The 26,943-nt window shown below is 64.6% G+C and carries 19 protein-coding genes and 3 rRNA genes; 8 read left to right on the forward strand and 14 right to left on the reverse strand.

Annotated features, from left to right (window positions below; translation table 11 throughout):
* Positions 1 to 16: 16 nt before the first annotated feature.
* Together C6A86_RS20380 and glgB are read left to right on the forward strand one after the other, a co-directional pair.
* Positions 17 to 2,086 (forward strand): alpha-1,4-glucan--maltose-1-phosphate maltosyltransferase, encoded by a 2,070-nt coding sequence (locus C6A86_RS20380; RefSeq protein ID WP_105363624.1) that lies wholly within the window; start codon positions 17 to 19, stop codon positions 2,084 to 2,086.
* Between the two features lie 7 nt (positions 2,087 to 2,093).
* On the forward strand, positions 2,094 to 4,286 hold the full coding sequence (gene glgB / locus C6A86_RS20385; RefSeq protein WP_105363623.1) for a 1,4-alpha-glucan branching protein GlgB: 2,193 nt from the start codon (positions 2,094 to 2,096) through the stop codon (positions 4,284 to 4,286).
* Between the two features lie 77 nt (positions 4,287 to 4,363).
* Here the strand turns inward: glgB and C6A86_RS20390 are convergent, their stop codons facing one another.
* The 3 genes from C6A86_RS20390 to C6A86_RS20400 all read right to left on the reverse strand — a co-directional run bounded on the left by C6A86_RS20390 (position 4,364) and on the right by C6A86_RS20400 (position 6,878).
* Positions 4,364 to 5,257: a tetratricopeptide repeat protein gene (locus tag C6A86_RS20390; RefSeq protein WP_199196209.1), complete on the reverse strand. Its 894-nt coding sequence runs from the start codon at positions 5,255 to 5,257 to the stop codon at positions 4,364 to 4,366.
* Positions 5,254 to 5,631 carry a DUF3817 domain-containing protein gene (locus C6A86_RS20395; RefSeq protein WP_105363622.1) on the reverse strand — a complete coding sequence of 126 codons (378 nt, stop codon included), beginning with the start codon at positions 5,629 to 5,631 and terminating at the stop codon, positions 5,254 to 5,256. The genes C6A86_RS20390 and C6A86_RS20395 overlap by 4 nt, the downstream gene beginning before the upstream one ends.
* Before the next feature lie 65 nt (positions 5,632 to 5,696).
* On the reverse strand, positions 5,697 to 6,878 hold the full coding sequence (locus C6A86_RS20400) for an acetyl-CoA C-acetyltransferase (protein WP_105363621.1): 1,182 nt from the start codon (positions 6,876 to 6,878) through the stop codon (positions 5,697 to 5,699).
* 94 nt (positions 6,879 to 6,972) lie between these two features.
* Between C6A86_RS20400 and mce the strand changes: the two genes are divergently transcribed.
* Positions 6,973 to 7,449 carry a methylmalonyl-CoA epimerase gene (mce, locus tag C6A86_RS20405; RefSeq protein WP_105363620.1) on the forward strand — a complete coding sequence of 159 codons (477 nt, stop codon included), beginning with the start codon at positions 6,973 to 6,975 and terminating at the stop codon, positions 7,447 to 7,449.
* On the opposite strand, the gene C6A86_RS20410 is transcribed toward mce, so the two are convergent.
* Together C6A86_RS20410 and nucS are read right to left on the reverse strand one after the other, a co-directional pair.
* The gene (locus tag C6A86_RS20410) at positions 7,446 to 7,736 is read right to left on the reverse strand and encodes a hypothetical protein (RefSeq protein WP_105363619.1); all 291 of its coding nucleotides are present in this window, start codon (positions 7,734 to 7,736) and stop codon (positions 7,446 to 7,448) included. The genes mce and C6A86_RS20410 overlap by 4 nt on opposite strands.
* A gap of 16 nt (positions 7,737 to 7,752) precedes the next feature.
* Positions 7,753 to 8,427, reverse strand: coding sequence for an endonuclease NucS (nucS, locus tag C6A86_RS20415; RefSeq protein ID WP_105363618.1), 675 nt, complete (start codon positions 8,425 to 8,427; stop codon positions 7,753 to 7,755).
* Positions 8,428 to 8,474: 47 nt separating this feature from the next.
* Between nucS and C6A86_RS20420 the strand changes: the two genes are divergently transcribed.
* Positions 8,475 to 10,079, forward strand: coding sequence for an adenylate/guanylate cyclase domain-containing protein (locus tag C6A86_RS20420; RefSeq protein ID WP_105363617.1), 1,605 nt, complete (start codon positions 8,475 to 8,477; stop codon positions 10,077 to 10,079).
* Here C6A86_RS20420 and glsA read toward each other — a convergent pair.
* From glsA to C6A86_RS20445, 5 genes are all read right to left on the reverse strand, one after another.
* Positions 10,068 to 11,357: a glutaminase A gene (glsA, locus tag C6A86_RS20425; protein ID WP_105363616.1), complete on the reverse strand. Its 1,290-nt coding sequence runs from the start codon at positions 11,355 to 11,357 to the stop codon at positions 10,068 to 10,070. The two genes, C6A86_RS20420 and glsA, sit on opposite strands and share 12 nt — an antisense overlap.
* Before the next feature lie 15 nt (positions 11,358 to 11,372).
* Positions 11,373 to 13,268: a hypothetical protein gene (locus tag C6A86_RS20430; RefSeq protein ID WP_105363615.1), complete on the reverse strand. Its 1,896-nt coding sequence runs from the start codon at positions 13,266 to 13,268 to the stop codon at positions 11,373 to 11,375.
* Positions 13,269 to 13,303: 35 nt separating this feature from the next.
* Positions 13,304 to 13,969: a DedA family protein gene (locus C6A86_RS20435; protein WP_105363614.1), complete on the reverse strand. Its 666-nt coding sequence runs from the start codon at positions 13,967 to 13,969 to the stop codon at positions 13,304 to 13,306.
* A gap of 90 nt (positions 13,970 to 14,059) precedes the next feature.
* Positions 14,060 to 15,493, reverse strand: coding sequence for an MFS transporter (locus tag C6A86_RS20440; protein WP_105363613.1), 1,434 nt, complete (start codon positions 15,491 to 15,493; stop codon positions 14,060 to 14,062).
* Entirely contained in the window at positions 15,490 to 16,290 is an 801-nt protein-coding gene (locus C6A86_RS20445) for an FAD-dependent monooxygenase (protein ID WP_199196208.1), read from the reverse strand. The genes C6A86_RS20440 and C6A86_RS20445 overlap by 4 nt, the downstream gene beginning before the upstream one ends.
* 176 nt (positions 16,291 to 16,466) lie before the next feature.
* Here C6A86_RS20445 and C6A86_RS20450 point away from each other — a divergent pair, with 176 nt between their 5' ends.
* The 3 genes from C6A86_RS20450 to C6A86_RS20460 all read left to right on the forward strand — a co-directional run bounded on the left by C6A86_RS20450 (position 16,467) and on the right by C6A86_RS20460 (position 19,119).
* The gene (locus C6A86_RS20450; RefSeq protein WP_105363628.1) at positions 16,467 to 17,057 is read left to right on the forward strand and encodes a TetR/AcrR family transcriptional regulator; all 591 of its coding nucleotides are present in this window, start codon (positions 16,467 to 16,469) and stop codon (positions 17,055 to 17,057) included.
* A 71-nt stretch (positions 17,058 to 17,128) separates the two neighbouring features.
* Complete coding sequence (locus tag C6A86_RS20455) at positions 17,129 to 18,625, forward strand: DNA-3-methyladenine glycosylase 2 family protein (RefSeq protein WP_105363627.1); 1,497 nt, start codon at positions 17,129 to 17,131, stop codon at positions 18,623 to 18,625.
* Complete coding sequence (locus tag C6A86_RS20460) at positions 18,622 to 19,119, forward strand: methylated-DNA--[protein]-cysteine S-methyltransferase (protein ID WP_105363612.1); 498 nt, start codon at positions 18,622 to 18,624, stop codon at positions 19,117 to 19,119. Before C6A86_RS20455 ends, C6A86_RS20460 begins: the two co-directional genes overlap by 4 nt.
* 116 nt (positions 19,120 to 19,235) lie before the next feature.
* Here C6A86_RS20460 and rrf read toward each other — a convergent pair.
* The 4 genes from rrf to murA all read right to left on the reverse strand — a co-directional run bounded on the left by rrf (position 19,236) and on the right by murA (position 26,254).
* Positions 19,236 to 19,348: ribosomal RNA gene (gene rrf / locus C6A86_RS20465) — 5S ribosomal RNA — on the reverse strand.
* A gap of 193 nt (positions 19,349 to 19,541) precedes the next feature.
* Positions 19,542 to 22,668: ribosomal RNA gene (locus tag C6A86_RS20470) — 23S ribosomal RNA — on the reverse strand.
* A 436-nt stretch (positions 22,669 to 23,104) separates the two neighbouring features.
* Positions 23,105 to 24,625: ribosomal RNA gene (locus C6A86_RS20475) — 16S ribosomal RNA — on the reverse strand.
* Together the 16S, 23S and 5S rRNA genes form the textbook arrangement of a ribosomal RNA operon.
* Positions 24,626 to 25,000: 375 nt before the next feature.
* A complete protein-coding gene (murA, locus tag C6A86_RS20480) occupies positions 25,001 to 26,254 on the reverse strand; it encodes a UDP-N-acetylglucosamine 1-carboxyvinyltransferase (RefSeq protein ID WP_105366706.1) in 1,254 nt (417 codons plus the stop codon).
* Between the two features lie 82 nt (positions 26,255 to 26,336).
* Between murA and C6A86_RS20485 the strand changes: the two genes are divergently transcribed.
* Complete coding sequence (locus tag C6A86_RS20485) at positions 26,337 to 26,912, forward strand: cob(I)yrinic acid a,c-diamide adenosyltransferase (protein ID WP_105366707.1); 576 nt, start codon at positions 26,337 to 26,339, stop codon at positions 26,910 to 26,912.
* Positions 26,913 to 26,943 lie beyond the last annotated feature (31 nt).

A 26,943-nucleotide genomic window follows, 5' to 3' on the forward strand; every position in this document is an offset into this window, starting at 1 on the left:
GTGAGGAGATTCGTGCGTGACCGGTCGTATCGGAATCGATGACGTCGCGCCCGCGCTGTCCGGTGGACGATTCCCTGCCAAGGCGGTCGTCGGCGAGGTGGTGCCGGTGCGGGCGACGGTGTGGCGGGAGGGTCACGACGCGGTGTCCGCCACCCTGGTGGTGCGCTACCACGGAACGGCGTACCCCCAGTTGGCTCCGGACCCGCCGGGTTCGGTGTCCGAACCCGCACCCCCGGTGACCCCCCCGCGGATCAAACCGTTGGTGCTGCCGATGTCGCCCGGCCGGACGCCGGATGTGCTGCACGGCCAGTTCACCCCGGACCAGGTCGGCATGTGGACCTTCCGCGTCGACGGCTGGGGCGACCCGATCGCGACCTGGCGCAAGGGTGTCACCGCCAAGCTGGATGCCGGCCAGGGCGAAAGCGAACTCAACAACGACCTGCTCGTGGGTGCCCAGCTGCTGGAGCGCGCCGCCACCGGCGTGCCGCGTCAGCAGCGCCACCCGTTGGTGGACGCGGCGGCGGCGCTGCGCGAACCCGGTGATCCGCTGACCCGCGCCGCGGCCGCCCTGTCCCCCGCCATCGCCGACCTGCTGCATCGTTACCCGCTGCGCGAACTGCTCACCCGCGGTGAACAGTTCGGCGTGTGGGTCGATCGACCGCAGGCTCGGTTCTCGGCCTGGTACGAGCTGTTCCCGCGTTCCACCGGCGGCTGGGACAGCGAGGGCAGACCGGTGCACGGCACCTTCGCCACCGCCGCCAAGGATCTGCCCCGGGTCGCCCGGATGGGATTCGACGTGGTGTATCTGCCACCGATCCACCCGATCGGCAGGGTGCACCGCAAGGGGCGCAACAACAGCGTGACGGCCGCCGAGGGCGATGTCGGCTCGCCGTGGGCGATCGGGAGCGCCGAGGGCGGTCATGACGCCGTCCACCCCGACCTGGGCACCATCGAGGACTTCGACGATTTCGTCTCGGCCGCAGCCGATCAGGGACTGTCTGTGGCATTGGACCTCGCGCTGCAGTGCGCGCCGGATCACCCGTGGGCGCAGACGCATCCGGAGTGGTTCACCGTGCTGCCCGACGGCACCATCGCCTACGCGGAGAATCCCCCGAAGAAGTACCAGGACATCTACCCGCTGAACTTCGACAATGACCCGGCCGGGCTCTACGCCGAGGTGCTGCGGGTGGTGCGGTTCTGGATATCGCACGGTGTCAAGATCTTCCGGGTCGACAACCCGCACACCAAACCGCCCAACTTCTGGGCCTGGCTGATCGGTAAGGTCAAGCAGGAGGATCCCGACGTGTTGTTCCTCGCCGAGGCCTTCACTCGGCCCGCGCGGTTGTACGGCCTGGCCAAATTGGGTTTCACCCAGTCGTATTCGTACTTCACCTGGCGCACCGCCAAGTGGGAGCTCATCGAGTACGGCGAGCAGATCGCCGAGTATGCCGATTGCGCGCGCCCGAACCTCTTCGTCAACACGCCGGACATCCTGCACGAGAGCCTGCAGCACGGCGGTCCCGGCATGTTCGCCATCCGCGCGGTGCTGGCCTCCACCTTCAGTTCGGTGTGGGGCGTGTACTCCGGTTTCGAGTTGTTCGAGCACCGGGCGGTGCGCGAGGGCAGCGAGGAGTATCTCGACTCGGAAAAGTACGAGCTCCGTCCGCGCGACTTCGAGGCGGCGGTGGCCACCGGTCAGTCCCTGGAACCGTTCCTGGGCAGGCTCAACGAGATCCGGCGGCTACACCCAGCGCTGGAGCAGTTGCGCACCATCACGTTCCACCCTGTCGACAACGATGCGCTACTGGCCTACAGCAAATTCGATCCGGTCACCGGTGACTGTGTGCTGGTGGTGGTCTCGCTGAACCCGTTCGGCCCCGAGGAAGGCACGATCTGGCTGGACATGGCCGCGCTCGGCATGGAGGCCTACGACCGGTTCTGGGTGCGCGACGAAATCACCGGCGACGAATACCATTGGGGTCAGGCCAATTACGTGCGCCTGGACCCGGTACGGGCGGTTGCGCACATCCTCAATATGCCGTTGATCCCGTACGAATCTCGACTGAACCTCTTACGGAGGGAGTGAGTACATCGTGACTCAAACCAACACCAGCATTCATCTGCGCCCCGGTGCGGACGATCTGCACCGGTTGAGCGCCGGTGAGCACCATGACCCGCACTCGATCCTGGGCGCCCACGAGTACGGCGACCACACGGTGATCCGGGCGCTGCGCCCGCATGCCGAATCGGTGACCGCGCTCGTCGGCGGCGAGCGCTACCCGCTCAATCACCTGGAGGCCGGGCTGTTCGCGGGCGCCGTGCCGTTCACCGAGCTGATCGACTACCGCCTCGAGGTGCAGTATCCGGGCGCGCCGGCCATCACGGTCGCCGACGCCTACCGGTTCCTGCCCACCCTGGGCGAGATCGACCTGCATCTGTTCGCCGAAGGCCGCCACGAGCGGCTGTGGGAGACCCTGGGCGCGCACCGCCGCAGCTTCACCACACCCGACGGCGTGGTGGAGGGCTACTCGTTCGCGGTCTGGGCACCGAACGCCAAGGGCATCAGTCTGATCGGCGAATTCAATCACTGGGATGGCGGTCAGGCGCCGATGCGCGTGCTGGGCTCCACCGGAGTCTGGGAACTGTTCTGGCCCGATTTTCCCGAGGACGGCCTCTACAAGTTCCGGGTCCACGGAATCGATGGTTCGGTCAGCGACCGGGCCGATCCGTTCGCCTTCGCCGCCGAGGTTCCGCCGCGGACGGCCTCGCGGGTCAACACCAGTGATTACACCTGGAACGACGACGAATGGATGGCCGGGCGCGCGCTGCGCAATCCGGTCTTCGAACCGATGAGCACCTACGAGGTGCACCTGATGTCGTGGCGGCCGGGCCTGACCTATCGCGAACTCGCGGTCGAACTCACCGACTACCTCGTCGAGCACGGTTTCACCCACGTCGAGATGCTGCCGGTGGCTGCACATCCGTTCAGCGGCTCCTGGGGTTACCAGGTCACGTCGTACTACGCGCCCACACCGCGACTGGGCAGTCCCGACGATCTGCGCTATCTGATCGACACGCTGCACCAGGCGGGGATCGGGGTGATCATCGACTGGGTACCGGCGCACTTCCCCAAGGACGCCTGGGCCTTGGGCCGCTTCGACGGGACGGCTCTGTATGAGCATTCCGACCCTCGTCGCGGCGAACAACTCGACTGGGGCACTTATGTTTTCGACTTCGGGCGCCCCGAGGTCCGAAACTTTCTGGTGGCGAACGCGCTGTACTGGTTGCAGGAGTACCACGTCGACGGCCTGCGGGTCGACGCGGTGGCATCGATGCTCTACCTGGACTATTCGCGGCCGGCCGACGGTTGGACGCCGAACATCTACGGAGGCCGGGAGAACCTGGAGGCGGTTCAGTTCCTGCAGGAGATGAACGCGACGGTGCACAAGGTGACCCCCGGCATCGTCACCATCGCCGAGGAATCGACCTCATGGCCTGGCGTCACGCGACCGACCAACCTTGGCGGCCTTGGCTTCTCGATGAAGTGGAACATGGGCTGGATGAATGACACGCTGGAATTCATCAAGCGTGACCCGATTCACCGCAGCTATCACCACCACGAGATCACCTTCTCGATGCTCTACGCGTTCAGTGAGAACTTCGTGCTGCCGATCAGCCACGACGAGGTGGTGCACGGCAAGGGCACGCTGTGGAGCCGGATGCCGGGCAACGACCACAACAAGGCGGCGGGCCTACGCGGGCTACTGGCCTACCAGTGGGCGCACCCGGGGAAGCAGCTGCTGTTCATGGGCCAGGAGTTCGGCCAGCGCGCGGAATGGTCCGAGGAGCGCGGCGTGGACTGGTACCAGTTGTCCGAGCAGAGCTTCTCCACCGGGATCGCCAACCTGGTGACCGATATCAACGCGCTCTACCGCAACCGCCGGGCGCTGTGGTCCCGCGATACCGTGCCCGACGGCTATTCGTGGATCGACGCCAACGACTCGGCGAACAACGTGCTGAGCTTCCTGCGCTTCGGCGACGACGGATCAGCGCTGGCCTGCGTGTTCAACTTCTCCGGCAACGAGCATGCGCAGTACCGGCTGGGTCTGCCGCAGGCCGGGACGTGGCGAGAGGTGCTCAACACCGACGCCACCATCTACAACGGGTCCGGTATCGGCAATCTGGGATCGGTGCAGGCGTCGGCCGAGCCATGGCACGGCCGCCCGGCGTCCGCGGTCATGGCGCTGCCGCCCCTGGCCGCGCTGTGGTTCGAACTGGAGCAGTAACCCGGCGAGCAGACACATATGGCCCCTACTTCCAGCGAAGTAGGGGCCATATGTGTCTGCTCGCGCAGAAAGAGAACTCAGTACAACGCGTTCGCCAGCTTGCGGCGGGCCGCGATGACCTCCGGATCAGCGGCATCGAACAGGTCGAACAATTCGATCAGCCGGGTGCGGGCGGCGGTGCGCTCGTCCCCGGCGGTGGCCTTGATCAAGGCGATCAGCCGATCGAAGGCGGCTTCGATGTTCTGTTGCAGGATCTCGACGTCGGCGGCGGCGAAGGCGGCCTCGGCGTCGCCGGGAGCCGCATCGGCCAGCGCGGGCGCCTCGACCGGGCGGGTCGTCGCCCGCTGCAGGAACCTGATCTGCCGGACAGCGCCGGTGGCCTCGGCATCGTTGGGCTTGGCCGCCAGGATGGACTCGTAGGCAGTCAGAGCCGCGTCGAAATCACCGTCGTCCAGGTAGGCCCGGGCCTGCTCCAACTCCGGGTCGGCCTGCTCGGGCTGTTCGGGAACGCCGCTGAGCTTGCCGGCCGTCGCACTGATCAGCGAGTCGATCCACTGACGCAACTGATCGGGGGGCTGGGGACCCTGGAAGCTGGAGATCGGCTGACCGCCGGCCAGCGCCACCACGGTGGGCACCGCCTGCACGCCGAACATCTGGGCCACCCGCGGGGTCGTGTCGACATTCACCATCGCCAGCGACCACGTGCCGCCATCGGCCTGCGCCAGCGCGCCGAGCGCGTCCCCCAATTGCACGCTCGCGTCGCTGCGCGGGGTCCACAACAGGACGACGACCGGGATCTCACCGGAACGGACCAGCACCTCGGCTTCCAGGTTCGCCTCGGTGACCTGGATGGCACCGGTCACCTCGGCGGGCGCCGCGGCACCGGGTGGCGGTGGCGGCGGCTGCTTGAGTGCGGACAGATCGAATGCACCGGCCAGGGCCGGTCCGACGGAAGGGCGTGGACGTGTCACGCCACCAAGTTTGGCACGTCCTCACCGCTGTCGGCAGCGACGGTACGTCCACCGATGCGGCCGGTCCGATCGGCCCAGATGACGAAGATCACACTTCCCAGCGGCACGATGCTGCCCAGCAACGCCAGTGCCCAGGTGACCACGTTCCACTTACGCGCAATCCCGACCAGCAGAGCGCCGACCAGGAAGGCCATGAAGATGCCGCCGTGGATCGGTCCGAAGATCTTCACACCGATCTCGGTCTGCGGGGAACCGAGGTACTTGAAGTACATCCCGACCAGCAGACCGGCCCAGCTGAGCGCCTCGGCGATCGCCACGATCCGGAACCAGCCCGCCACGCTGCGGACGTCATAGTTGTTTGCCATGAGCGTCATTGTGCCGCAGCGGGCGGTCAGCTACTACATTGCGTCGTTGCTCAAACTGAGCACATTCTCAGCGGTCAGGGACGGCGCAGGATGAGCGCGTCACCCTGCCCACCCGCACCGCACAGCGCGGCGACGGCGTAGCCCGAGCCTTTCCGCGCCAACTCCAGCGCCGCGTGCAGCGTGATGCGGGCACCCGAGGCGCCGATGGGGTGACCGATGGCGATGGCGCCGCCGTTGACGTTGACCTTCGCCGGGTCGACACCGAGTTCCTTGGTGGACGCCAGCGACACCGCGGCAAACGCCTCATTGATCTCGATGACGTCGAGCTGATCGGCGGTGATGCCCTCACGCGCGATGGCCTTCTTGATGGCGTTGGCGGGCTGGCTCTGCAGCGTCGAATCCGGGCCGGCAACCACACCGTGCGCACCGATCTCGGCCAGCCAGCTCAACCCGAGTTCGGTGGCCTTGGCCTTGCTCATCACGACGACCGCGGCCGCGCCGTCGGAGATCTGCGAGGCCGAACCGGCGGTGATGGTGCCGTCCTTGCGGAAGGCGGGCCGTAGCCCGCCGAGGGACTCCGCAGTCGTGTTGGCGCGGACGCCCTCGTCGGAGTTGAACTCGATCGGGTCACCCTTGCGCTGCGGGATCTGCACCGGTACCACTTCGTCGGCGAAGACGCCGTCCTTCCAGGCGGCCGCGGCCTTCTGATGTGACTGCGCAGCCAATTCGTCCTGCTCGGCGCGGGTGAACTGATCGACATCGTTGCGCTGCTCGGTCAACGCGCCCATCGGCTGATCGGTGAACACATCGTGCAGGCCGTCGTAGGCCAGGTGATCCACCAGCGTCGTGTCGCCGTACTTGAAGCCCTCACGGCTCTTGGGCAGCAGATGCGGGGCCTGGCTCATGGATTCCTGGCCTCCGGCGACCACGACCTCGAACTCCCCCGCGCGGATCAGCTGATCGGCCAGGGCGATGGCGTCGATCCCGGACAGGCACATCTTGTTGATGGTCAGCGACGGCACATCCCAGCCGATCCCGGCGCCGACGGCGGCCTGACGGGCGGGCATCTGCCCGGCACCGGCGGTCAGCACCTGGCCCATGATCACGTAGTCCACCAGCGACGCCGGGACCTGCGCTTTCTCCAAAGCGGCCTTGATCGCGAGGGCGCCGAGGTCGCTACCCGAGAAATCCTTCAGCGAGCCCATCAGCTTGCCGACGGGCGTACGTGCTCCCGCAACGATGACCGAGGTCGTCATTTCCATCCTCCAAGAAGTCTGTAAAGCTTTGAGAAGCCAGGGTGTGGCCCATCACACAGGCGCAAAATGTGCCCTATCGGGTTATTTTTACTTTATGACCACCGACCACGTCGATGCCCGCCCGGCGCTTGCCAGCGCGCTGGTGACCGCGATCGATCACGTGGGTATCGCCGTGCCCGATCTGGATGCGGCCATCAAGTGGTACCACGACCACCTCGGCATGATCGTGCTGCACGAGGAGGTCAACGAGGACCAAGGCGTCCGCGAGGCCATGCTCTCGGTGCGCGGCTCGGCCAAGGACAGCGCCCAGATCCAGCTGCTGGCTCCGCTGGACGAGACCTCCACGATCGCCAAGTTCATCAGCACCCGCGGACCGGGCCTGCAGCAGCTGGCCTACCGCACCAGTGACATCGACGCCCTCTCGGAGCGGTTGCGCGCCGACGGTGTGCGGCTGCTCTACGACGCGCCGCGTCGCGGTACCGCGGACTCGCGGATCAACTTCATCCACCCCAAGGATGCCGGCGGCGTGCTCATCGAACTCGTCGAACCCCACGCCGACGCCGCTCACTAGGACCAGCGTCTGGTCGGGCCGCGAGTGGCCCGGTTGTTCCAGCAGGACGTGTGCCAGTGCCTGCGGTCCTCGATATCGCCGTACTCCACCGGTAGCACCACCACGTGCGCAACACCGGGTGCGATCTCGTGATCGCACCCGGGGCACCGGTAGGCCTTGGTCGCCCGTGCCGCCGATACCGTCTTGACCTCGTAGTCGTAGCCGTCCGGGCCGGATTCCACGCGCCGCTGCGACACCCACTGCGGCACCGGTCTGTCCGCACGACGGTCGGGCCGCCTGCGCCCCATCAGATAGCGCCGCCCACTAGAACAACCGGAACTCGTTGCTGTCCATGCCACGCATCTTGTCGTAATCGAGTATCACGCAACGAATTCCACGATCGACCGCCAAGGTGCGGGCCTGCGGTTTGATCTGCTGGGCCGCGAAGACACCGCTGACCGGCGCCAGCACGGTGTCGCGGTTCAACAGATCCAGATAGCGGGTCAGCTGTTCGACGCCGTCGATCTCACCGCGGCGCTTGATCTCGACCGCCACCGAGCGGCCGGTCTCGTCGCGGCACATCAGGTCGACGGGCCCGATCGCCGTCATGTACTCGCGGCGCACCAGCGTGAATCCGGTACCCAGCAACTCGACATGCTCGGCGAGCAGCTCCTGCAGGTGGGCTTCCACGCCGTCCTTGACCAGTCCCGGGTCGACGCCGAGTTCATGGCTGGAGTCGTGCTCGACATCCTCCACCGTGATGCGCAGTTGTTCACCGGCCTTGTTCTCCACCACCCAGACCGGCGCTGTCCCCTCGGTCAGCTCCTCTGTGGTCCAGCACGGTGGGGTCATCCAGTTCAGCGGCTTGTAGGCGCGATCGTCGGCATGCACACTCACCGATCCATCGGCCTTGAACAGCAGCAGACGACGCGCAGACGGGAGGTGTGCCGTGAGCCGGCCGACGTAGTCGACGGTGCACTGGGCGATGACGAGACGCACTCAACCACCTTAGATTGCGGCCGTCGGTTCACTAGGCTGACGCCACCATGACGGACAAGAAGAGCGCGGCCCAACGTCTCGGCCTGGTCCTCGAGCGGATGACGAGGCAGACCGGCCGCGTCACGGGAACACCGGAGTACGGCTCGTGGATCCTCGGGCGCGTCTCGGAGAGCCAGCAGCGCCGCCGTGTCCGCATCCAGTTGATCCTCACCACCGTCGTGCTGGGCGCGAACCTCATCGGGGTCGTGGTCGCGTGCCTGGTGGTCACCGTCACGTTCCCGGTGCCGAGCGTGTTCGATTCGCGGGTCCTGTGGATCACCTTCGCGGTGGCCCCCGCCTACATCGTGCTGGCCTTCGTGGTGGGCGTCATCTGGGCGACCAACCGGGTCATCAACAACGTCCGGTGGGCACTCGAAGAGCGCGAACCGACGCCCGAGGACCAGCGCAACACCTTCTTCGCGCCCTGGCGGCTGAGCCGCGTCCTGCTCGCCCTGTGGGGCGGCGGCACCATCGTGCTCACCCTGCTCTACGGGTTGCAGGATTCGAACTACATCCCAAAGGTGCTGCTCGGCATCAGCTTTCCGGGCATCGTCGTGTCGGCGAGCTGCTATCTGTTCACCGAATTCGCGCTGCGCCCGGTCGCCGCCCAGGCACTCGAGGTCGGGCCGCCACCGCGCCGCTTCGCCCCCGGGATCATGGGACGAACACTGACCGTATGGGCGCTGGGCTCCGGCGTGCCGGTGCTCGGCATCCTGCTGGCCGCGATCATCACGCTCACCGTGCCGATCGTCTCACCCACCCAGTTCGCCGTCGCGGTGATGATTCTCGCGCTGTTCGCGCTCGCCTTCGGTTTCATCCTGATGTGGATCCTGGCGTGGCTGACCGCGACTCCGGTGCGAGTGGTGCGCTCGGCGCTCAATCGGGTCGAACAGGGCAACCTGGACACCAACCTGGTGGTCTTCGACGGCACCGAACTGGGCCAGCTGCAACGGGGTTTCAACTCGATGGTGTCGGGTCTGCGGGAACGCGAACGCGTCCGCGACCTGTTCGGGCGCCACGTCGGCCGCGAGGTCGCCCTGCTCGCCGAGAAGGAACAGCCCGAACTCGGTGGCGAGGAACGGCATGCCGCGGTCATTTTCGTCGATGTCATCGGCTCCACACAGTTGGTGTCGAGCAGGCCCGCCGTCGAGGTCGTCGAACTGCTCAACAGGTTCTTCGCCGTCATCGTCGATGAGGTGGACAAGCACCACGGCTTCGTCAACAAGTTCGAGGGCGATGCGGTGCTCGCGGTGTTCGGTGCACCGGTGTCACTGCAGAACGCCGACGAGGAGGCGCTGTCGGCGGCCCGGGCGATGGCGGCCCGACTGCGCACCGAGGTGCCCGAACTCGACGCCGGCATCGGGGTGGCCGCCGGCCAGGTGGTGGCGGGCAACGTGGGCGCCAAGGAGCGCTTCGAGTACACCGTGATCGGCGAGCCGGTCAACGAGGCGGCCCGGCTCTGCGAGCATGCGAAGTCCGTCCCCGGCCATCTGGTGGCCTCATCGGACACCCTGGCCAATGCAGGCGAAACCGAAAGCGCGCATTGGTCGTTGGGTGAGCAGGTGCGCCTGCGCGGCCTCGATCAGCCGACCCGGCTGGCGCTACCCGCCTGAGAGTTGTGCGCGGACGAAGGTCTCCGCGGCATCCACGGCATCCTCCACCGTGGGGTAGCGGACGCTCTCGAACTCCGAACCTTCCCCGATCACCAGCCGGTCCGGGTCCACGATGAATCCGGCCTTGCCGCGTTCGTGCAAGGCGGTGCTCATCCCGGACAGCAGTGCCTTGGCCGCGTCGTCGACATCGTCGGCCCGTGATACGTCCAGGATTCCCACCACGAAGTCCTCGCAGCCGCGGTCGACGGTGCGCACCACCTGTTCGGCACCGCAGAACAGCAGATCGCCGTGGGCCTCGTAGACGCGGATGTTGTCGTGCGGCTCGTAGACGGCCCGCAGCGTGGCCCGCGCATCCCGGGACACCGTCAGGAAGTGCAGCCCGAGCTCTTCGGAGAGCCTGCGGCACAACAGCACAGATCGAACGCTGTTGCCCTTGGCGTCGAGCAGCGGCGAGTAGGTGCCGATACCCAGTTGGCCGGGCAGCACCGCCAGGATGCCGCCGCCGACCCCGCTCTTGGCGGGCATGCCGACCGCGCTGACCCAGTCCCCCGCCGCGTCGTACATGCCGCAGGTCACCATGACCGACAGGGTTCGGCGCACCACCGCGGCATCGGTGACGCGACGGCCGGTCAGCGGGTTCACCCCGTTGCGCGCCAGCGTGGCCGCCATCCGGGCCAGATCGGTCGCGCTCACCTTCAGCGAACACTGCCGGAAGTACACGTCGAGCACGTCGTCCGGATCGTCCAGAACACCGAAACTGGCCAGCATGTAGGCGATTGCGCGGTTCCGGTCGCCGGTCGCCTTCTCCGAGGCGTATACCTCGGCGTCCACTTCGAGATGGCGACCGGCGAATGCCGAGTAGTAGTCCTGGATGAGCGCGAACCGCTCATCGGGCGAGGACGCCGGGACCAGCGAGACCGCTGCGATGGCGCCCGCGTTGATCATCGGGTTCTTCGGCCGTTTGGTGGACCGGTCCACGCTGATCTCGTTGAACGCCTCACCCGAGGGCTCCACCCCGATCTTCGCGTCCACTGCCTTGGGCCCGCACCTGTCCAGCGCCAGCGCGTAGGTGAACGGCTTGGATATCGACTGGATGGTGAATTCGACTGCGGCATCGCCGGATTCGTAGACAAATCCGTCCCCCGATGACAGCGAGAGCCCGAAAGCGGTCGGGTCCACCCGGGCCAGCTCGGGGATATAGTCGGCCAGCTTCCCGTCGTCGACCCCGATGAACTCTTCGCGAATCTGGTCGAGGTAACGCTGGACCTGGCGGGACACGCCTGCAGAGTAGCGCTACTGCTGTGGATACGGGGCGAACCGGTTGTCGAATCCTGCCTTGCGGGTGGCCAACTGGGCCGCCCGCTGTTCCTGGGTGACGTACTGCGTGGTGGGGGGCAGTACCGACGCCAGTTCGCTCAGCGGAACCACCCGGGCGCTCACCGTCGGCAGTTGCGCCACGTCGGGGTCGATGTCCTGGAAGCGGATCGAGATGGTGCCCTGATTGAGGCCGCCGGTCGACACCCAGTTCGCGACGCCGGGGTCGCTGGGCGAGACGACGAGGGTATAGGTGGTGTTGCCGGCATCGTCGGCCACCGACTGGACGTTGTTGAGGCTGGTCTGCTCGTTCCAATAGTCCTTGGTGATGGTCCAATCATCGGTGACGGGGACGACGAAGTACCCGGCACCGGCGCGGTCGATGGTGATGACCAGCGCCTCCTCGTCGGCGAGCTGGAAGTAGCCCGCGCTCTGCAACTGAGTGGCGAGGAATTCCGCATTGCGGGTCGGGTTCTTCAGCACATTGGGTTCGATGCGTTCGCCGGTGGTCGGGTCGGTGGTCGCAACGGCCATGTACGTCGCCTCACGCTGGACACCGAGGGCCATGATGATTGCGGTCACCGCGCCGCGGAGCACCGTCGGCACGAACGGCAGCGGGGGCACCAACGAGACCAGCGTGGTCAGCAGCTTGCTGCGGGCCACCGCCGGGCCGATACCCGGGATGGCAAACCCACCGAGTTGGCTGAACAGGCTGTTGGGTGGGCCACCCACCCGGGTGATCTCCAGGCTCATCGGTTGCTGATTGGCCCAGTCGGACAGCGTGTTCCGCGTCGCGACGATGGTGGTGTCGTTGGTCAGCTGGAGATGGTTCTGCCGACCGTTGGCCGGTGTCTTGTCAAGTGTGATGGTGAAGGTGCCGTCGTCCCCGATGACCAGTTGATCCTTGGTGAGCACGGCGGCGGTGTTACCGGTCAGGCCCGTCAGGACGCTGAAGCTGGTGTCGGCGGGCAGGTTGGCCAGATCGGCGAACTTGCCGGTGATCACGTACGACGACGCCCCGTTGACGCCCATGAAGCGGTAGATGGTGTCGGGGTTGTCGTACAGGATCCGGGAGGCCCCGGCATTCTGGCCGTACCAGGCATGCGGCGGCGCGACCTGCATGACGACGGTCGGCTTGTTGGAGTTCAGCAGCTGCTGTTGGAACGCCGAGGCCATGGCGTAGGCATCGACCGCGGCGTTGAGGCGGTCGATGTTCTCCTGATCGGGCCCGTCGACGCGATCGAACTGCCGTTCGGCGGCCCAGGTGAACCCGGACCGCAACACCAGCTTCATCAGTTTCACCGGCAGCGAATTCGCGATGCGATTCGCCAGCTTCTCGGCCCGTAGCTGATCGGAGGTGCCCAGCGGGCTGACCGGGGCCACGGCGGCCGCACTGGTTGTCTGGCTGTCCGCCACCGAGGTCAACGCGGTCTGCGCCTCGTGTCCGACCTCCCGGCGGGCCGCTGCGAGCGCGGCCAGCGCCGCCGGGTGCTCGACGGGCTCGACGGGGCGATCCGAGGACCGGGTATCGGTGACTGTCGGTACGGGCGCCGCCTTCAGCTCCGCTTCGGGTTCGCTGCTCGCCCGGACGGCCGGCCTCAGTGCCTCTTCCGGCTCGGAACGTTCCGGCGTCGCCTGGGTGCGCACCGTGCGGGCTGTCCGCACGCCTGTTTTCCGTGCGGGCGCCGGCGTTCTGGCTTCGCGCCCGGGCGCCGACGCGCTCGACGAGTCCGAATCCGAGCTGCTCGTGGCGCGCGGTGACGAGCCCTGATCGCCGGTGTCCGCCGATGCGACTCCGGAGGCGACTGTGGCGCCGACGCCGAGTGCCACCGCCAGCGCGCCGACCCGTCCTATGAAAACCGCACCACCGGGCATCGCTGCACCTCCACCACGGTTATAGCAGCGGCCGCCTACTTCGCGGGCGAGAAATCCCCAGCAGGATCCGATCGGGCACGGCGCTTCAGCCGCGAACGGATGAACCAGCCGACGCCGATGACCGTGGCGGCGAGCACGACGTATTGCAGCGCGGCCGCATACGGGTCGATGCGGTGCCAGTTCGCGCCCAACAGGTAGCCGGCCAGCACGAAGACGGAATTCCAGATCGCACTGCCCAGCGTGGTGAGCCCGGTGAACATCGCGAAGTTCATCCGCTCGACCCCTGCCGGGATGGAGATGAAACTGCGAAAGAGCGGGAGCATGCGCCCGAAGAAGACGGCCTTGTGACCGTGCTTCTCGAACCAGGCTCTGGTCTTGTCGACGTCGTCGCCGTCCATCAGCGGCATCCGGGACACGATCCGGCGGATCCGGTCGTGGCCCAACCACGCACCCAGCGCGTACAACATCCAGGCGCCGAGCACCGAGCCTGCGGTGGTCCAGACGATCGCGCTCAACACCGACAGTTCACCGAGGCGGGCGGCGAAGCCCGCCATCGGCAGGATCACCTCACTGGGGATCGGCGGGAAAAGGTTCTCGACGAAGATGGCCAGGCCTGCTCCGGGGCCTCCCATGGTCTCCATGAGATCGACGGCCCATCCCGCCGCACCGTCGAGTTGGATGGCCTCATCGGGCGAGGTCATGGTGCAACGACTCCTTGGCTCGTACGGGATCGGTGGGCGACGGAAGCCCCGACACACCTCCAGTGTGGCCAACGGTCGCTGAGGAGGCGCTCAGGTTGGCTGCCCGCCGGCCACCGGAGGCACACATGAATGTCGCTTTTCCGCCAACATGGTCGCGGGCACTGCAGCCAGGAGAAAGAGCAGCCCGGCCATCACCACGTACAGGTACACACCCGCCGCGGTGCTGACCGCCGGGTCACCGGGCGGGGTTTCCAGGCCGGCATGCGCTTTGAGGATTTCGGCCCCGGCGAAGCTCACCACCACCGAACCGATGGCGAGAACCACCGACACCAGACCCGCGATCGTGCCCTGCCGCTCGGGCGCTTCGAGACCGGTTGCCAGGTTGAAACCAGAGGTGCCGATTGCACCGGCCGCCAGTCCGAGCAACGTGCCGCAGGCAATCGCCAGCGGGAGCGCGGCGACACCCACGAGCATGGCGAACGTCGCCGTCGCTCCCACCGCGATGCCGCCGAGCAAAGGCAACGCCGGGCCGTAGCGGCCGGCAAGCCAACCGGCACTGATGCCACCGATGGCGATACCGATACTGGGTGCGGCGAACAGGGCTGCGATAGGCCCACCCTCGCCCAGGCCGTAGCCGAGCCCCCGCTCGGGAGACACCTGCCCCACGAGACTGATCAGCTGCAGCATGCTGCGGAACGCACCGGCGGCCAGCACCAGCGCCGCCAACGTCAGCAGGAGGGGTCGCGTGAGCGCGCGGATGTCGATGATGGGGTCTTCGCACCGCATCGCGAGCAATGCCCAGCCGGACAAGGCCGCGGCGCCCGCGGCCAGCAGCGTGAGCATGCCCGCCGCTGCCCACCCGAAATCCTTGCCGAGGCTGACGTAGGCCAGGACCGCGCCGAGTCCACCGCCGAGGAGCAGTCCGCCCTGCACGTCGATGCGACCGCTGCCGCGGATCGGCGACTCGGGGATGAGACACCGCACGCACAGCGCAGCCGTCGCTGCCAGCAGCGCCGATACGGCGAACACGCTGCGATAGCCGAACGCCTCGATCGCCGGTGTCATCAAGAAGGGTTCGACAATGCCCACGATGGATGACCCCGATGTCACGAGCCCGACGACCGCCATGGCGATGGGCGGGGTACAGATCTGGAGCACCAGAGCCACGGTGAGAAAGACCGCGGCGAAGGCCGCGCCCTGCAGGAGGCGGCCCACCAAAAAGACCCACAGGCTGGACGCGGTCAGGCAGACCAGCGCTCCCCCGCCGGAGACCAGCAAGGTGCCGACGAGAACACGACGCTTGCCGAAGAGATCGGAGCTCTTGGCGAGCAGCGGCGACCAGATCGCACCGGCGAGCATGGCGCTGGCATTGAGCCATGCGGCCTGGTCGGTGTCGAAGCGCTCCAACAGCTGAGGCAGAACCATCAGTGGCGACCCGATCGCCACATCGGCGAGAACGTTGGCGAGCGTCAGCACGGCCGCCCAGAGGGCGAGTCGCGCACTCCAGTGCGTCTCGGGTGTCACGGCGCGTTCTCGCGCGCCCGTAGTGCGCGGTTGCGTGCGGCGATGTCATCCCAGGTGGCAGGCAACATGCGGTCGCGTCCGGCGTGGACCCGGTTCTGCGCGCAAATCACATGGGGCCGCAAGCGGTCCTGATAACGGGCGAATGCCGCGGCATGGTCCGCGCCACACCGTTCGAGTTCTTCGGCGAGGAAGACTGCTCCGCTGAGTGCGAGCGAGGTCCCCCTGCCGGACAGGAAGGATGGGCAGTACCCGGCGTCTCCGACCAGGACCACCCGGCCACGGTGCCAGGTTGGTAAGAGGACCTGGCTTGCGGCGGCGAGAAAGAACGCGGGATCGGCACGAGCTGGGTCGAGCAGTTCCGGGATCCTCCAGGACCGCTGGCCGGCGAACGCCTCGATGAGGAGCTGCTTTTGCCCGGCCAGATCACGGTGATCGACATCGATTGCCGCCGAGAGGAACTGAAATACCGCGACGCTCCTGTCCGCGTATCGGAAGCGGCCGATCATCCGACCGGGGACGTTGAAGATGACGTTCGCGCAGTCGGATTGCCGGTCGCCGGGCAGGTCGGCCAGGGCGAAGTACACACCGAGGTGCCGTAGACACCCCGAGTCGGGACCGAAGGACAGCCTGCGGACCCCGGAGTGCTGGCCGTCGGCACCCACGACCACGTCGTAGCGCCCGGCGCGGCCCGAGGCGAACCGTGCGTCGACACCACCTTCGTCGTCCAGCAATGTCTGGATCTGGTCGCCGAAGCGGACCGCCACGGTGGCCGGGAGATCGCCGGCGAGGATCTGCACGAGGTCGCCGCGCAGCAGTTCGATGTCCTCTGCGGTGTCGTTGATCTCCGCATCGTCCGCCCCCGATCATTAAAGCAACAATTAGTTGCGTTAAGATGAAGCTACCCGCGGACGGGTTGCACCGCAACGCCGCGGGTGGGAACAATCAGCACCCGGACGACAGGAGGGCGGCGACCATGGCCGACGAGCCGGCCGCGCGCCGCCCCGGCGGCCGTAATGCGCGAGTCAGGAACCAAATCCTCTCTGCCACAGCGGAACTTGTCGCCCGCGACGGTATCGCCCACTTCCGCTACGAAGATGTCGCCGAATCCGCGGGCGTCCACAAGACCAGCGTCTACCGCAACTGGCCCGACCGGGAGGCGCTGGTGGTCGAATCCCTCATCCACTACGCCGAGGATCTCGCGTCCATCGCCGATACCGGGCACATCGAGCAGGACTTGGCCGACTATCTGCTCGCCCTGGCGAGTGCGCTCGAAACACCGTTCGGACGGACGCTCTCGCAGGCCCTCCAGCCCGCCCGCCATCACTCCACCGTCGCGGCGCTCACGAAGGTCCTGGACCGGCGCGTGGCGGCCATGCAGCGGCGGGTGGACACCGCCGTGGACCGTGGAGAACTCCCTCCGGTGGACAGCGCGTTTCTCGGCGAGATGATCTCGGGTCCGGTGCATCTCATCGTCAACCGCGGCACGCGGTCGGTGACCCGCGCAGATGTCGAGCGGATCGTCGGCGTCGTGCTGGCGGGCATCCGCACCATCGCCGGGGACTGAGCACCGGAACCCACCACATCGATGTCGCTTTTCCGCCAGTGATGTCGGTGCTCGGGTGTAAAGGTGAAGGCATGCACGACGATTTCGACAGCTGCTACCGAGCGGTCCAGTCCAAGGACGCCCGGTTCGACGGCTGGTTCGTCACCGCCGTGCTCAGCACCGGTATCTATTGCCGGCCGAGCTGTCCGGTACGCCCACCTCTCGCGCGGAACATGACGTTCTATCCGACCGCTGCCGCGGCCCAGAAAGCCGGCTTCCGGGCGTGCAAGCGCTGCCGCCCGGACGCCTCACCCGGCTCCCCGGAGTGGAATGTGCGCGGTGATGTGGTGGCCCGGGCAATGCGGCTGATCGCCGACGGCACCGTGGACCGGTCCGGGGTGACCGGGTTGGCGGGCCGCCTGGGATACACCACCCGCCAGCTGGAGCGGCTGCTGCAGGCCGAGGTGGGCGCGAACCCGCTGGCGCTGGCCCGCGCGCAGCGCAGCCAAACCGCCCGGGTGCTCATCGAGACCACCGACCTCCCGTTCAGCGATGTCGCATTCGCGGCGGGATTCAGCAGTATCCGGCAGTTCAACGAGACCGTCCGAGCGGTCAGTGCGTTGACGCCGACCGCGCTGCGCCAGCGCGCACGCAGCCGCAGCGCGGTCGAACGGGTCGGCACCGACGTGCTGTCGCTGCGCCTGCCGGTACGCGCACCGTTCTCCTATGAGGGGCTGTTCGGGCATCTCGCCGCCAGTGCGGTGCCCGGTGTCGAAGAGGTGCGCGACGGGGCCTATCGGCGGACGCTGCGCCTGCCCTCCGGTTCCGGGGTGGTGGCGCTGACGCCCCACCCCGACCATGTGCAGTGCAGGCTGGTTGTCGACGACTTCCGCGATCTCTCCGCGGCGATCGCCCGCTGCCGGCGCCTGCTCGACCTGGATGCGGATCCGGTCGCCGTGGTGGACGCGCTGAGCCAGGATGCCCACCTCGGCGCGGTCGTGGCCAAGGCACCCGGCCAGCGCATACCGCGCACCGTCGACGAGGCGGAGCTCGCGGTCCGGGTGGTGCTGGGTCAGCAGGTCTCGGTGAAGGCGGCCCGCACGCACGCCGGGCGCCTCGCGCAGGCCTATGGCACAGCGGTCGCCGATCCCGGCGGCGGCCTCACCCATGTCTTCCCGTCCACCGAACAGCTGACCGCACTGGACCCGGACCGCTTGGCCATGCCCGCCTCCCGACGCCGAACCTTGACCACCTTGGTCGCCGCCATGGCCGCCGGCGACCTCGAGGTGGATGCGGGAGCGGACTGGAACAGAGCCAGGGCTCAGCTCACGGCGCTGCCCGGGATCGGCCCGTGGACCACCGAGGTCATTGCGATGCGCGGGTTCGGCGACCCGGACGCATTCCCGGTCACCGATCTGGGGGTACGAGCGGCCGCCAAGGCCGTCGGCCTACCCGCCGCCTCAGATGCCCTGCTCGAGCACAGCGCCCGGTGGCGCCCCTGGCGGGCCTACGTGACACAACATCTGTGGACGGCACTCGACCATGCCGTCAACGAGTGGCCACCACGATCGCGGCAGGAGAAACGATGACTGGCATGCAGTTCCGAAGCGTGGACAGCCCCGTGGGGCTGCTGACCCTGGCCGGCGTCGACGGACGTCTCGGGCACCTCAGGATGGAAGACCAGACCTACGAGCCGAACCGCGCCGGCTGGCAGATCGACGACTCGGCGTTCCCGGATGCGGTCGAACAGCTCACCGCCTACTTCGCCGGCACGCTCACCGAATTCGATCTGGATCTGCATTTCGGCGGAACGCCTTTCCAACGCCGTGTGTGGGAGGCACTGCTGACAATTCCCTATGGCGAGACCACAACATACGGTGAGATCGCATTGCAGATCGGATCGCCGACGGCATTCCGGGCGGTCGGATTGGCCAATGGACATAATCCGATCGGCATCATTGTGCCGTGCCATCGCGTTATCGGCGCCAATGGCAGCCTCACCGGTTATGGCGGTGGATTGAACCGCAAAAGGGCATTGTTGGATATGGAGAAAAGCCGGTCAGAATTGGCGCTATTCGATTGATCTGCATTCCAACTCGTTCTCTGATAAGAGGTTTCCGAGAACGAACAAAACAGGCCCTAACGCACAAATGCCTCGGCCCTCCAAACGGTGTTTGGAGGGCCGAGGGCTTAATGTGTGTTCGGCGGTGTCCTACTTTTCCACCCTTTTGGGTAGTATCATTGGCGCTGGTAGGCTTAGCTTCCGGGTTCGGGATGGGACCGGGCGTTTCCCTGCCGCTATGGCCGCCGTAACTTTATTCACCCTTTTCTGGGCGCCCCCACGCGCGTGATGGGTGGGGGAAGTGTGTTTTGGTGGTGGAGTGTGTGACATTCCCATTGCTGGTCGTGTCGTGTGTTCCATGGTGTGGATTGTGGTTGCAAGCGCGTTTGTTGTGCGTCAAATTTTTTCTTACACGGTTTATCTGCTACCCACTTTTGATGGGTGTGTGTAAGTTTTCGGCCGGTTAGTGCCAGTTCCCTAAACCTATTGCTAGGTGTACAGGTCTGGTCTATCGATCCCGTGGTCTGCGGGGGGCCTTATCCCACTTAATGGGTGAGAAGCCTGGTCTTGGAGAAGGTTTCCCGCTTAGATGCTTTCAGCGGTTATCCTGTCCGAACGTGGCTATCCAGCCGTGCCCCTGGTGGGACAACTGGTGGACCAGAGGTTCGTCCGTCCCGGTCCTCTCGTACTAGGGACAGGTTTCCTCAAGCTTCTGACGCGCGCGGCGGATAGAGACCGAACTGTCTCACGACGTTCTAAACCCAGCTCGCGTGCCGCTTTAATGGGCGAACAGCCCAACCCTTGGGACCTGCTCCAGCCCCAGGATGCGACGAGCCGACATCGAGGTGCCAAACCATCCCGTCGATATGGACTCTTGGGGAAGATCAGCCTGTTATCCCCGGGGTACCTTTTATCCGTTGAGCGACACCCCTTCCACTCAGAGGTGCCGGATCACTAGTCCCGACTTTCGTCCCTGCTCGACTTGTAAGTCTCGCAGTCAAGCTCCCTTGTGCACTTACACTCAACACCTGATTGCCGTCCAGGTTGAGGGAACCTTTGGGCGCCTCCGTTACATTTTAGGAGGCAACCGCCCCAGTTAAACTACCCACCAGGCACTGTCCCTGAACCGGATATACGGTTCGAAGTTAGAGGCCCAATACGATCAGAGTGGTATTTCAACAATGACTCCACACACACTGGCGTGCATGCTTCACAGTCTCCCACCTATCCTACACAAACCGTATCGAGCACCAATACCAAGTTGTAGTGAAGGTCCCGGGGTCTTTTCGTCCTGCCGCGCGTAACGAGCATCTTTACTCGTAGTGCAATTTCGCCGAGTCTATGGTTGAGACAGTTGAGAAGTCGTTACGCCATTCGTGCAGGTCGGAACTTACCCGACAAGGAATTTCGCTACCTTAGGATGGTTATAGTTACCACCGCCGTTTACTGGGGCTTAAATTCTCCGCTTCACCCTTACGAGTTAACGGGTCCTCTTAACCTTCCAGCACCGGGCAGGCGTCAGTCCGTATACATCGTCTTGCGACTTCGCACGGACCTGTGTTTTTAGTAAACAGTCGCTTCTCACTGGTTTGTGCCACCCCCCACCGCTGCCGGCCGCAAAGGCCATGACAGTAGGAGGTCCCCCTTCTCCCGAAGTTACGGGGGCATTTTGCCGAGTTCCTTAACCATAGTTCACTCGTACGCCTTAGTATTCTCTACCTGACCACCTGTGTTGGTTTGGGGTACGGGCCGTGTGTGAGCTCGCTAGAGGCTTTTCTCGGCAGCATAGGATCACCGAATTCGCCTCAATCGGCTATGCATCACCTCTCAGGATATGTGAGACCCGGATTTACCTAGGTCTCTCCCTACAGGCTTGCCCCAGTATTACCACTGACTGGTACGGCTACCTTCCTGCGTCACCCCATCGCTTGACTACTACCAGCGAAGGTCCCGCGCAGCCCCATCAATCCTCACACCCGAAGGTGATCGGTAACGATGGTTTTGGGCGGTTAGTACCGCTGATTCATCATGGGCGCGCACACACGGGTACGGGAATATCAACCCGTTGTCCATCGACTACGCCTGTCGGCCTCGCCTTAGGTCCCGACTCACCCTGGGCGGACTGGCCTGCCCCAGGAACCCTTGGTCTTTCGGCGGGCAAGGTTCTCACTTGCCTTATCGCTACTCATGCCTGCATTCTCACTCCCACACCCTCCACAACTGGATCACTCCGCTGCTTCACTGGATGCAGGACGCTCCCCTACCCAATCAACCAAAGGTTGATTGCCGCGGCTTCGGCGGTGTGCTTGAGCCCCGCTACATTATCGGCGCACAATCACTTGACCAGTGAGCTATTACGCACTCTTTCAAGGGTGGCTGCTTCTAAGCCAACCTCCTGGTTGTCTTCGCGACTGCACATCCTTTTCCACTTAGCACACGCTTAGGGGCCTTAGCCGGCGATCTGGGCTGTTTCCCTCTCGACGCACGGAGCTTATCCCCCGCCGTCTCACTGCCACGCTTTCACTTACCGGCATTCGGAGTTTGGCTGACGTCAGTAACCTTGTGAGGCCCATCGGCCATCCAGTAGCTCTACCTCCGGTAAGAAACACGCAACGCTGCACCTAAATGCATTTCGGGGAGAACCAGCTATCACGGAGTTTGATTGGCCTTTCACCCCTACCCACAACTCATCCCCTCAGTCTTCAACCTAAGTGGGTTCGGTCCTCCACAACATCTTACTGCTGCTTCAACCTGGCCATGGGTAGATCACTCCGCTTCGGGTCCAGAACACACCACTACACCAACCCCTTTGGATTGGATACGCCCTATTCAGACTCGCTTTCGCTGCGGCTACCCCACACGGGTTAACCTCGCGACATGTCCCTGACTCGCAGGCTCATTCTTCAAAAGGCACGCCATCACCCCACGCTTTAACACGAAGGCTCTGACGGATTGTAGGCACACGGTTTCAGGTACTATTTCACTCCCCTCCCGGGGTACTTTTCACCATTCCCTCACGGTACTAATCCGCTATCGGTCATTGGGAAGTATTCAGGCTTACCGGGTGGTCCCGGCAGATTCACAGCAGATTTCACGGGCCCGCTGCTACTCGGGGACAGTCCCACAACAGAGCATGTGTTTTCACGTACCGGGCTCTCACCGTCTACGGCAGGCCATCCCAAGACCACTTCCGCTAACACACACTTTTCTCACTGTTGCCCTGGTCGGCGGACCAGAGAAGAAACGCCCCACAACCCCGCACACACAACCCCCGCCGGGTATCACATGCATACGGTTTAGCCATCCTCCGCTTTCGCTCGCCACTACTCACGGAATCACTTTTGTTTTCTCTTCCTACGGGTACTGAGATGTTTCACTTCCCCGCGTTCCCTCCCAACGGCTATATATTCACCGCTGGGTAACACGACATCACTCGTGCTGGGTTTCCCCATTCGGACATCCTCGGATCCACGCTCGGTTGGCAGCTCCCCGAGGCATATCGCAGCCTCCCACGTCCTTCATCGGCTCCCAATGCCAAGGCATCCACCATGCGCCCTTAAACACTTACAACACAGATAAACCAAATAAAGAAAAAAATTGCACATCAAACACACACAACAACACCAGAACCCCACACCCCCCAAAAAAGGAGCCCGAAGAACCAGTCTTCCTGCGTGCTAGATGCTCGCAACCACTATCCACAAATCAAACACCACACCCCACCACCAAAGCGGGGCAACAACAAGAACCGCTCACCGATCATCCCCAACACTTGGGGACTCCTGGACTCACGGCCGGCAACACCCACCAACGCAGATGTCCCGCGGGCCTGTTGTCTCAAAGCCCAATAGTGTGCCTGATGATCTCGCCCCAAAACAGGAGCCAAAGTTTGTTGAGTTGCACCAGAACTGCCTCCACTACAGAGAACAGTCCATCCAACGAATCGCTCAGCTCACCGAACCCCCACACGATGTGGGCGGGGCATGAGTCTCGTGGTGCTCCTTAGAAAGGAGGTGATCCAGCCGCACCTTCCGGTACGGCTACCTTGTTACGACTTCGTCCCAATCGCCGATCCCACCTTCGACGGCTCCCTCCCACAAGGGGTTAGGCCACCGGCTTCGGGTGTTACCGACTTTCATGACGTGACGGGCGGTGTGTACAAGGCCCGGGAACGTATTCACCGCAGCGTTGCTGATCTGCGATTACTAGCGACTCCGACTTCACGGGGTCGAGTTGCAGACCCCGATCCGAACTGAGACCGGCTTTAAAAAGGATTCGCTCCACCTCACGGCATCGCAGCCCTTTGTACCGGCCATTGTAGCATGTGTGAAGCCCTGGACATAAGGGGCATGATGACTTGACGTCATCCCCACCTTCCTCCGAGTTGACCCCGGCAGTCTCCTACGAGTCCCCGGCATAACCCGCTGGCAACATAGGACAAGGGTTGCGCTCGTTGCGGGACTTAACCCAACATCTCACGACACGAGCTGACGACAGCCATGCACCACCTGCACACAGGCCACAAGGGAAACCACATCTCTGCAGTCGTCCTGTGCATGTCAAACCCAGGTAAGGTTCTTCGCGTTGCATCGAATTAATCCACATGCTCCGCCGCTTGTGCGGGCCCCCGTCAATTTCTTTGAGTTTTAGCCTTGCGGCCGTACTCCCCAGGCGGGGTACTTAATGCGTTAGCTACGGCACGGATCCCAAGGAAGGAAACCCACACCTAGTACCCACCGTTTACGGCGTGGACTACCAGGGTATCTAATCCTGTTCGCTCCCCACGCTTTCGCTCCTCAGCGTCAGTTACTGCCCAGAGACCCGCCTTCGCCACCGGTGTTCCTCCTGATATCTGCGCATTCCACCGCTACACCAGGAATTCCAGTCTCCCCTGCAGTACTCAAGTCTGCCCGTATCGCCCGCACGCCCACAGTTAAGCTGTGAGTTTTCACGAACAACGCGACAAACCACCTACGAGCTCTTTACGCCCAGTAATTCCGGACAACGCTCGGACCCTACGTATTACCGCGGCTGCTGGCACGTAGTTGGCCGGTCCTTCTTCTGCACATACCGTCACTTGCGCTTCGTCTGTGCTGAAAGAGGTTTACAACCCGAAGGCCGTCATCCCTCACGCGGCGTCGCTGCATCAGGCTTGCGCCCATTGTGCAATATTCCCCACTGCTGCCTCCCGTAGGAGTCTGGGCCGTATCTCAGTCCCAGTGTGGCCGGTCACCCTCTCAGGCCGGCTACCCGTCGTCGCCTTGGTAGGCCATTACCCCACCAACAAGCTGATAGGCCGCGGGCCCATCCCACACCGCAAAAGCTTTCCACCACACACCAGGAGGCGCATGGTCATATTCGGTATTAGACCCAGTTTCCCAGGCTTATCCCAAAGTGCAGGGCAGATCACCCACGTGTTACTCACCCGTTCGCCACTTGAGTACCCCGAAGGGCCTTTCCGTTCGACTTGCATGTGTTAAGCACGCCGCCAGCGTTCGTCCTGAGCCAGAATCAAACTCTCCAAACAAAAACAACCCAACCCAAAGGCCAGGTGGAATTCGAATCAGAAAAACCTGATATCCAAACAAAAGACACCAAAAACTGGCATCAAAAAAACAAACCACCCACCAAACTCGGGAAGACGGGAAGTCCCCCAAAAATGAGTGGCAAAAAACAACAAACAAAAACCACCAAACACACTATTGAGTTCTCAAACAACAGACCAGATTGTTTCGAAGTTTCCCGTTTCGGGGCAACCCTGCCAGCTTAAACTATCTGAGCCGGGGAGTCAAACTTCTCTGTCCCCCGTGTCCGGGGCAACTCGATTAGATTAGGACTTCGTTCGTTGCGAAGTCAAATCCGCTGGTCAGAGGCTCGGTGTCGCGGCACCGGCCGGTCCGACCTATCTTACCCGCTCCACCTCGGCGCCCAAACTGACCAGATTTTCCACGAACAACGGGTAACCCCGATCGATGTGGAAGACGTCGTGCACCTCGGTGTCCCCGTCGGCAACCAGTCCGGCAAGCACCAGGCCCGCGCCGGCCCGGATGTCCGATGCCCATACCGGTGCGCTCGACAGCTGCGGCAGCCCACGCACGACGGCATGGTGACCGTCCGTACGAGCATCGGCCCCCAACCGGATCATCTCCTCGACGAAGCGGAAGCGTGCTTCGAACACGTTCTCGGTGATCATCGACGTGCCTTCGGCGATACAGGCCAACCCGATCGCCATCGGCTGCAGGTCGGTGGGGAAACCCGGAAACGGCAGCGTGGCGACGTTGACGGCCTTGGGCCGCTCGTACTGGACCACGCGGAAGCCGTTGTCATGCTGGGTGACTGTCGCGCCGGCGTCGTGCAACTTGTGCAACACCAACTGAAGGTGCGCGGGGTCCACACCGGTCACGGAGATGTCCCCCTTGGTCATCGCCGCAGCGATGCCCCAGGTCGCCGCGACGATGCGATCCCCGATCACCCGATGCTCGGTGGGGTACAGCCGATCCACTCCGGTGATGGTCAAGGTCGATGAGCCGGCGCCGGAGACCTGCGCCCCCATCTGGTTGAGCATGGTGCAGATATCAGCGATGTCCGGCTCGCGGGCGGCGTTGTGGATCGTGGTGACACCCTCGGCCAACACCGCCGCCATCAGGATGTTCTCGGTCGCGCCCACCGACGGGAACTCCAACTGGATCTCCGCGCCGCGCAACTGATCGGCCTCCGCGACCACGCAACCATGCTCGATATTGCAGCGGGCCCCGAGCTGTCGCAGTCCGGACTGGTGCATATCCAGCGGCCGAGATCCGATCGCATCGCCACCGGGCAACGCGACCTTGGCGCGCTTACCCCGCCCGACCAGCGGACCGAGCACACACACCGATGCACGGAACTGGCGCACGGCGGCGAAGTCGGCGTCGTACTTGACCTCGTCCGGCGAGGTGACGCGGACCGTCGACCCGTCGAGGTCGACGGTGGCGCCCAGGCCGCGGAGCACCTCGGCCATCAACGGGACGTCCAGGATGTCCGGGCAGTTGGTGATCGTGCTGGTGCCCTCGGCCAACAGCGTTGCCGCCATCAGCTTGAGCACGCTGTTCTTTGCTCCCCCGACGGCGACTTCACCCGATAACCGGCTTCCGCCCGTCACCACGAATCGATCGCTCACGCGGGCCAGTGTAAGCAGACCAGGCCCTGGTTGAAGAACGCTGCGGCCACATCGGCGCTGGATGGACCGGTACGGTTGAACCATGGCCGTGCACCTGACCCGCATCTATACCCGGACCGGCGACGACGGCACCACCGGGCTGAGCGATTTCAGCCGGGTCTCCAAGAACGACGCCCGGCTCGAGGCCTACGCGGACTGTGATGAGGCCAATGCGGCAATCGGTGTTGCGGTGTCGCTGGGCCGGCCCGATGACCGGATTCGCGCGGTTCTGCTACAGATCCAGAACGACCTTTTCGATGCGGGTGCCGACCTCTCCACCCCGGTGGTGGACAACCCGGAGTATCCGCCGCTGCGGGTTCTGCAGGATTACATCGACCGGCTCGAAGGCTGGTGCGACGACTTCAACGAGGACCTGCCCAAACTCGACTCGTTCATCCTGCCGGGCGGGACCGCACTGTCGGCGCTGCTGCATGTGGCGCGCACCGTCACCCGTCGCGCCGAGCGCTCCGCGTGGCGGGCGGTGCACCAGCACGGTGGATCCGTGAACGTGCTCCCGGCGAAATACCTCAACCGGCTGTCTGACCTGCTCTTCATCCTGTCGAGAGTGGCCAACCCGGACGGCGATGTGAAATGGCAGCCCGGCGGCCAGCGAACCTAGCTACAGCGGGCAGGAGCGCAGCGACCCGGGA

It is taken from the genome of Mycobacterium sp. ITM-2016-00316 (assembly GCF_002968335.2).
Classification (GTDB): Bacteria; Actinomycetota; Actinomycetes; order Mycobacteriales; family Mycobacteriaceae; genus Mycobacterium.

Bases quoted from the DNA above. Each gene is read 5' to 3' on its own strand.
- C6A86_RS20450 (WP_105363628.1), top strand. From the start codon at position 16,467: ATGGCCGACGAGCCGGCCGCGCGCCGCCCCGGCGGCCGTAATGCGCGA.
- C6A86_RS20420 (WP_105363617.1), top strand. From the start codon at position 8,475: ATGACGGACAAGAAGAGCGCGGCCCAACGTCTCGGCCTGGTCCTCGAG.
- C6A86_RS20430 (WP_105363615.1), bottom strand. From the start codon at position 13,268: ATGCCCGGTGGTGCGGTTTTCATAGGACGGGTCGGCGCGCTGGCGGTG.
- C6A86_RS20460 (WP_105363612.1), top strand. From the start codon at position 18,622: ATGACTGGCATGCAGTTCCGAAGCGTGGACAGCCCCGTGGGGCTGCTG.
- C6A86_RS20455 (WP_105363627.1), top strand. From the start codon at position 17,129: ATGCACGACGATTTCGACAGCTGCTACCGAGCGGTCCAGTCCAAGGAC.
- C6A86_RS20400 (WP_105363621.1), bottom strand. From the start codon at position 6,878: ATGACGACCTCGGTCATCGTTGCGGGAGCACGTACGCCCGTCGGCAAG.
- C6A86_RS20395 (WP_105363622.1), bottom strand. From the start codon at position 5,631: ATGACGCTCATGGCAAACAACTATGACGTCCGCAGCGTGGCGGGCTGG.
- C6A86_RS20485 (WP_105366707.1), top strand. From the start codon at position 26,337: ATGGCCGTGCACCTGACCCGCATCTATACCCGGACCGGCGACGACGGC.
- C6A86_RS20435 (WP_105363614.1), bottom strand. From the start codon at position 13,969: ATGACCTCGCCCGATGAGGCCATCCAACTCGACGGTGCGGCGGGATGG.
- C6A86_RS20410 (WP_105363619.1), bottom strand. From the start codon at position 7,736: ATGGGGCGCAGGCGGCCCGACCGTCGTGCGGACAGACCGGTGCCGCAG.
- mce (WP_105363620.1), top strand. From the start codon at position 6,973: ATGACCACCGACCACGTCGATGCCCGCCCGGCGCTTGCCAGCGCGCTG.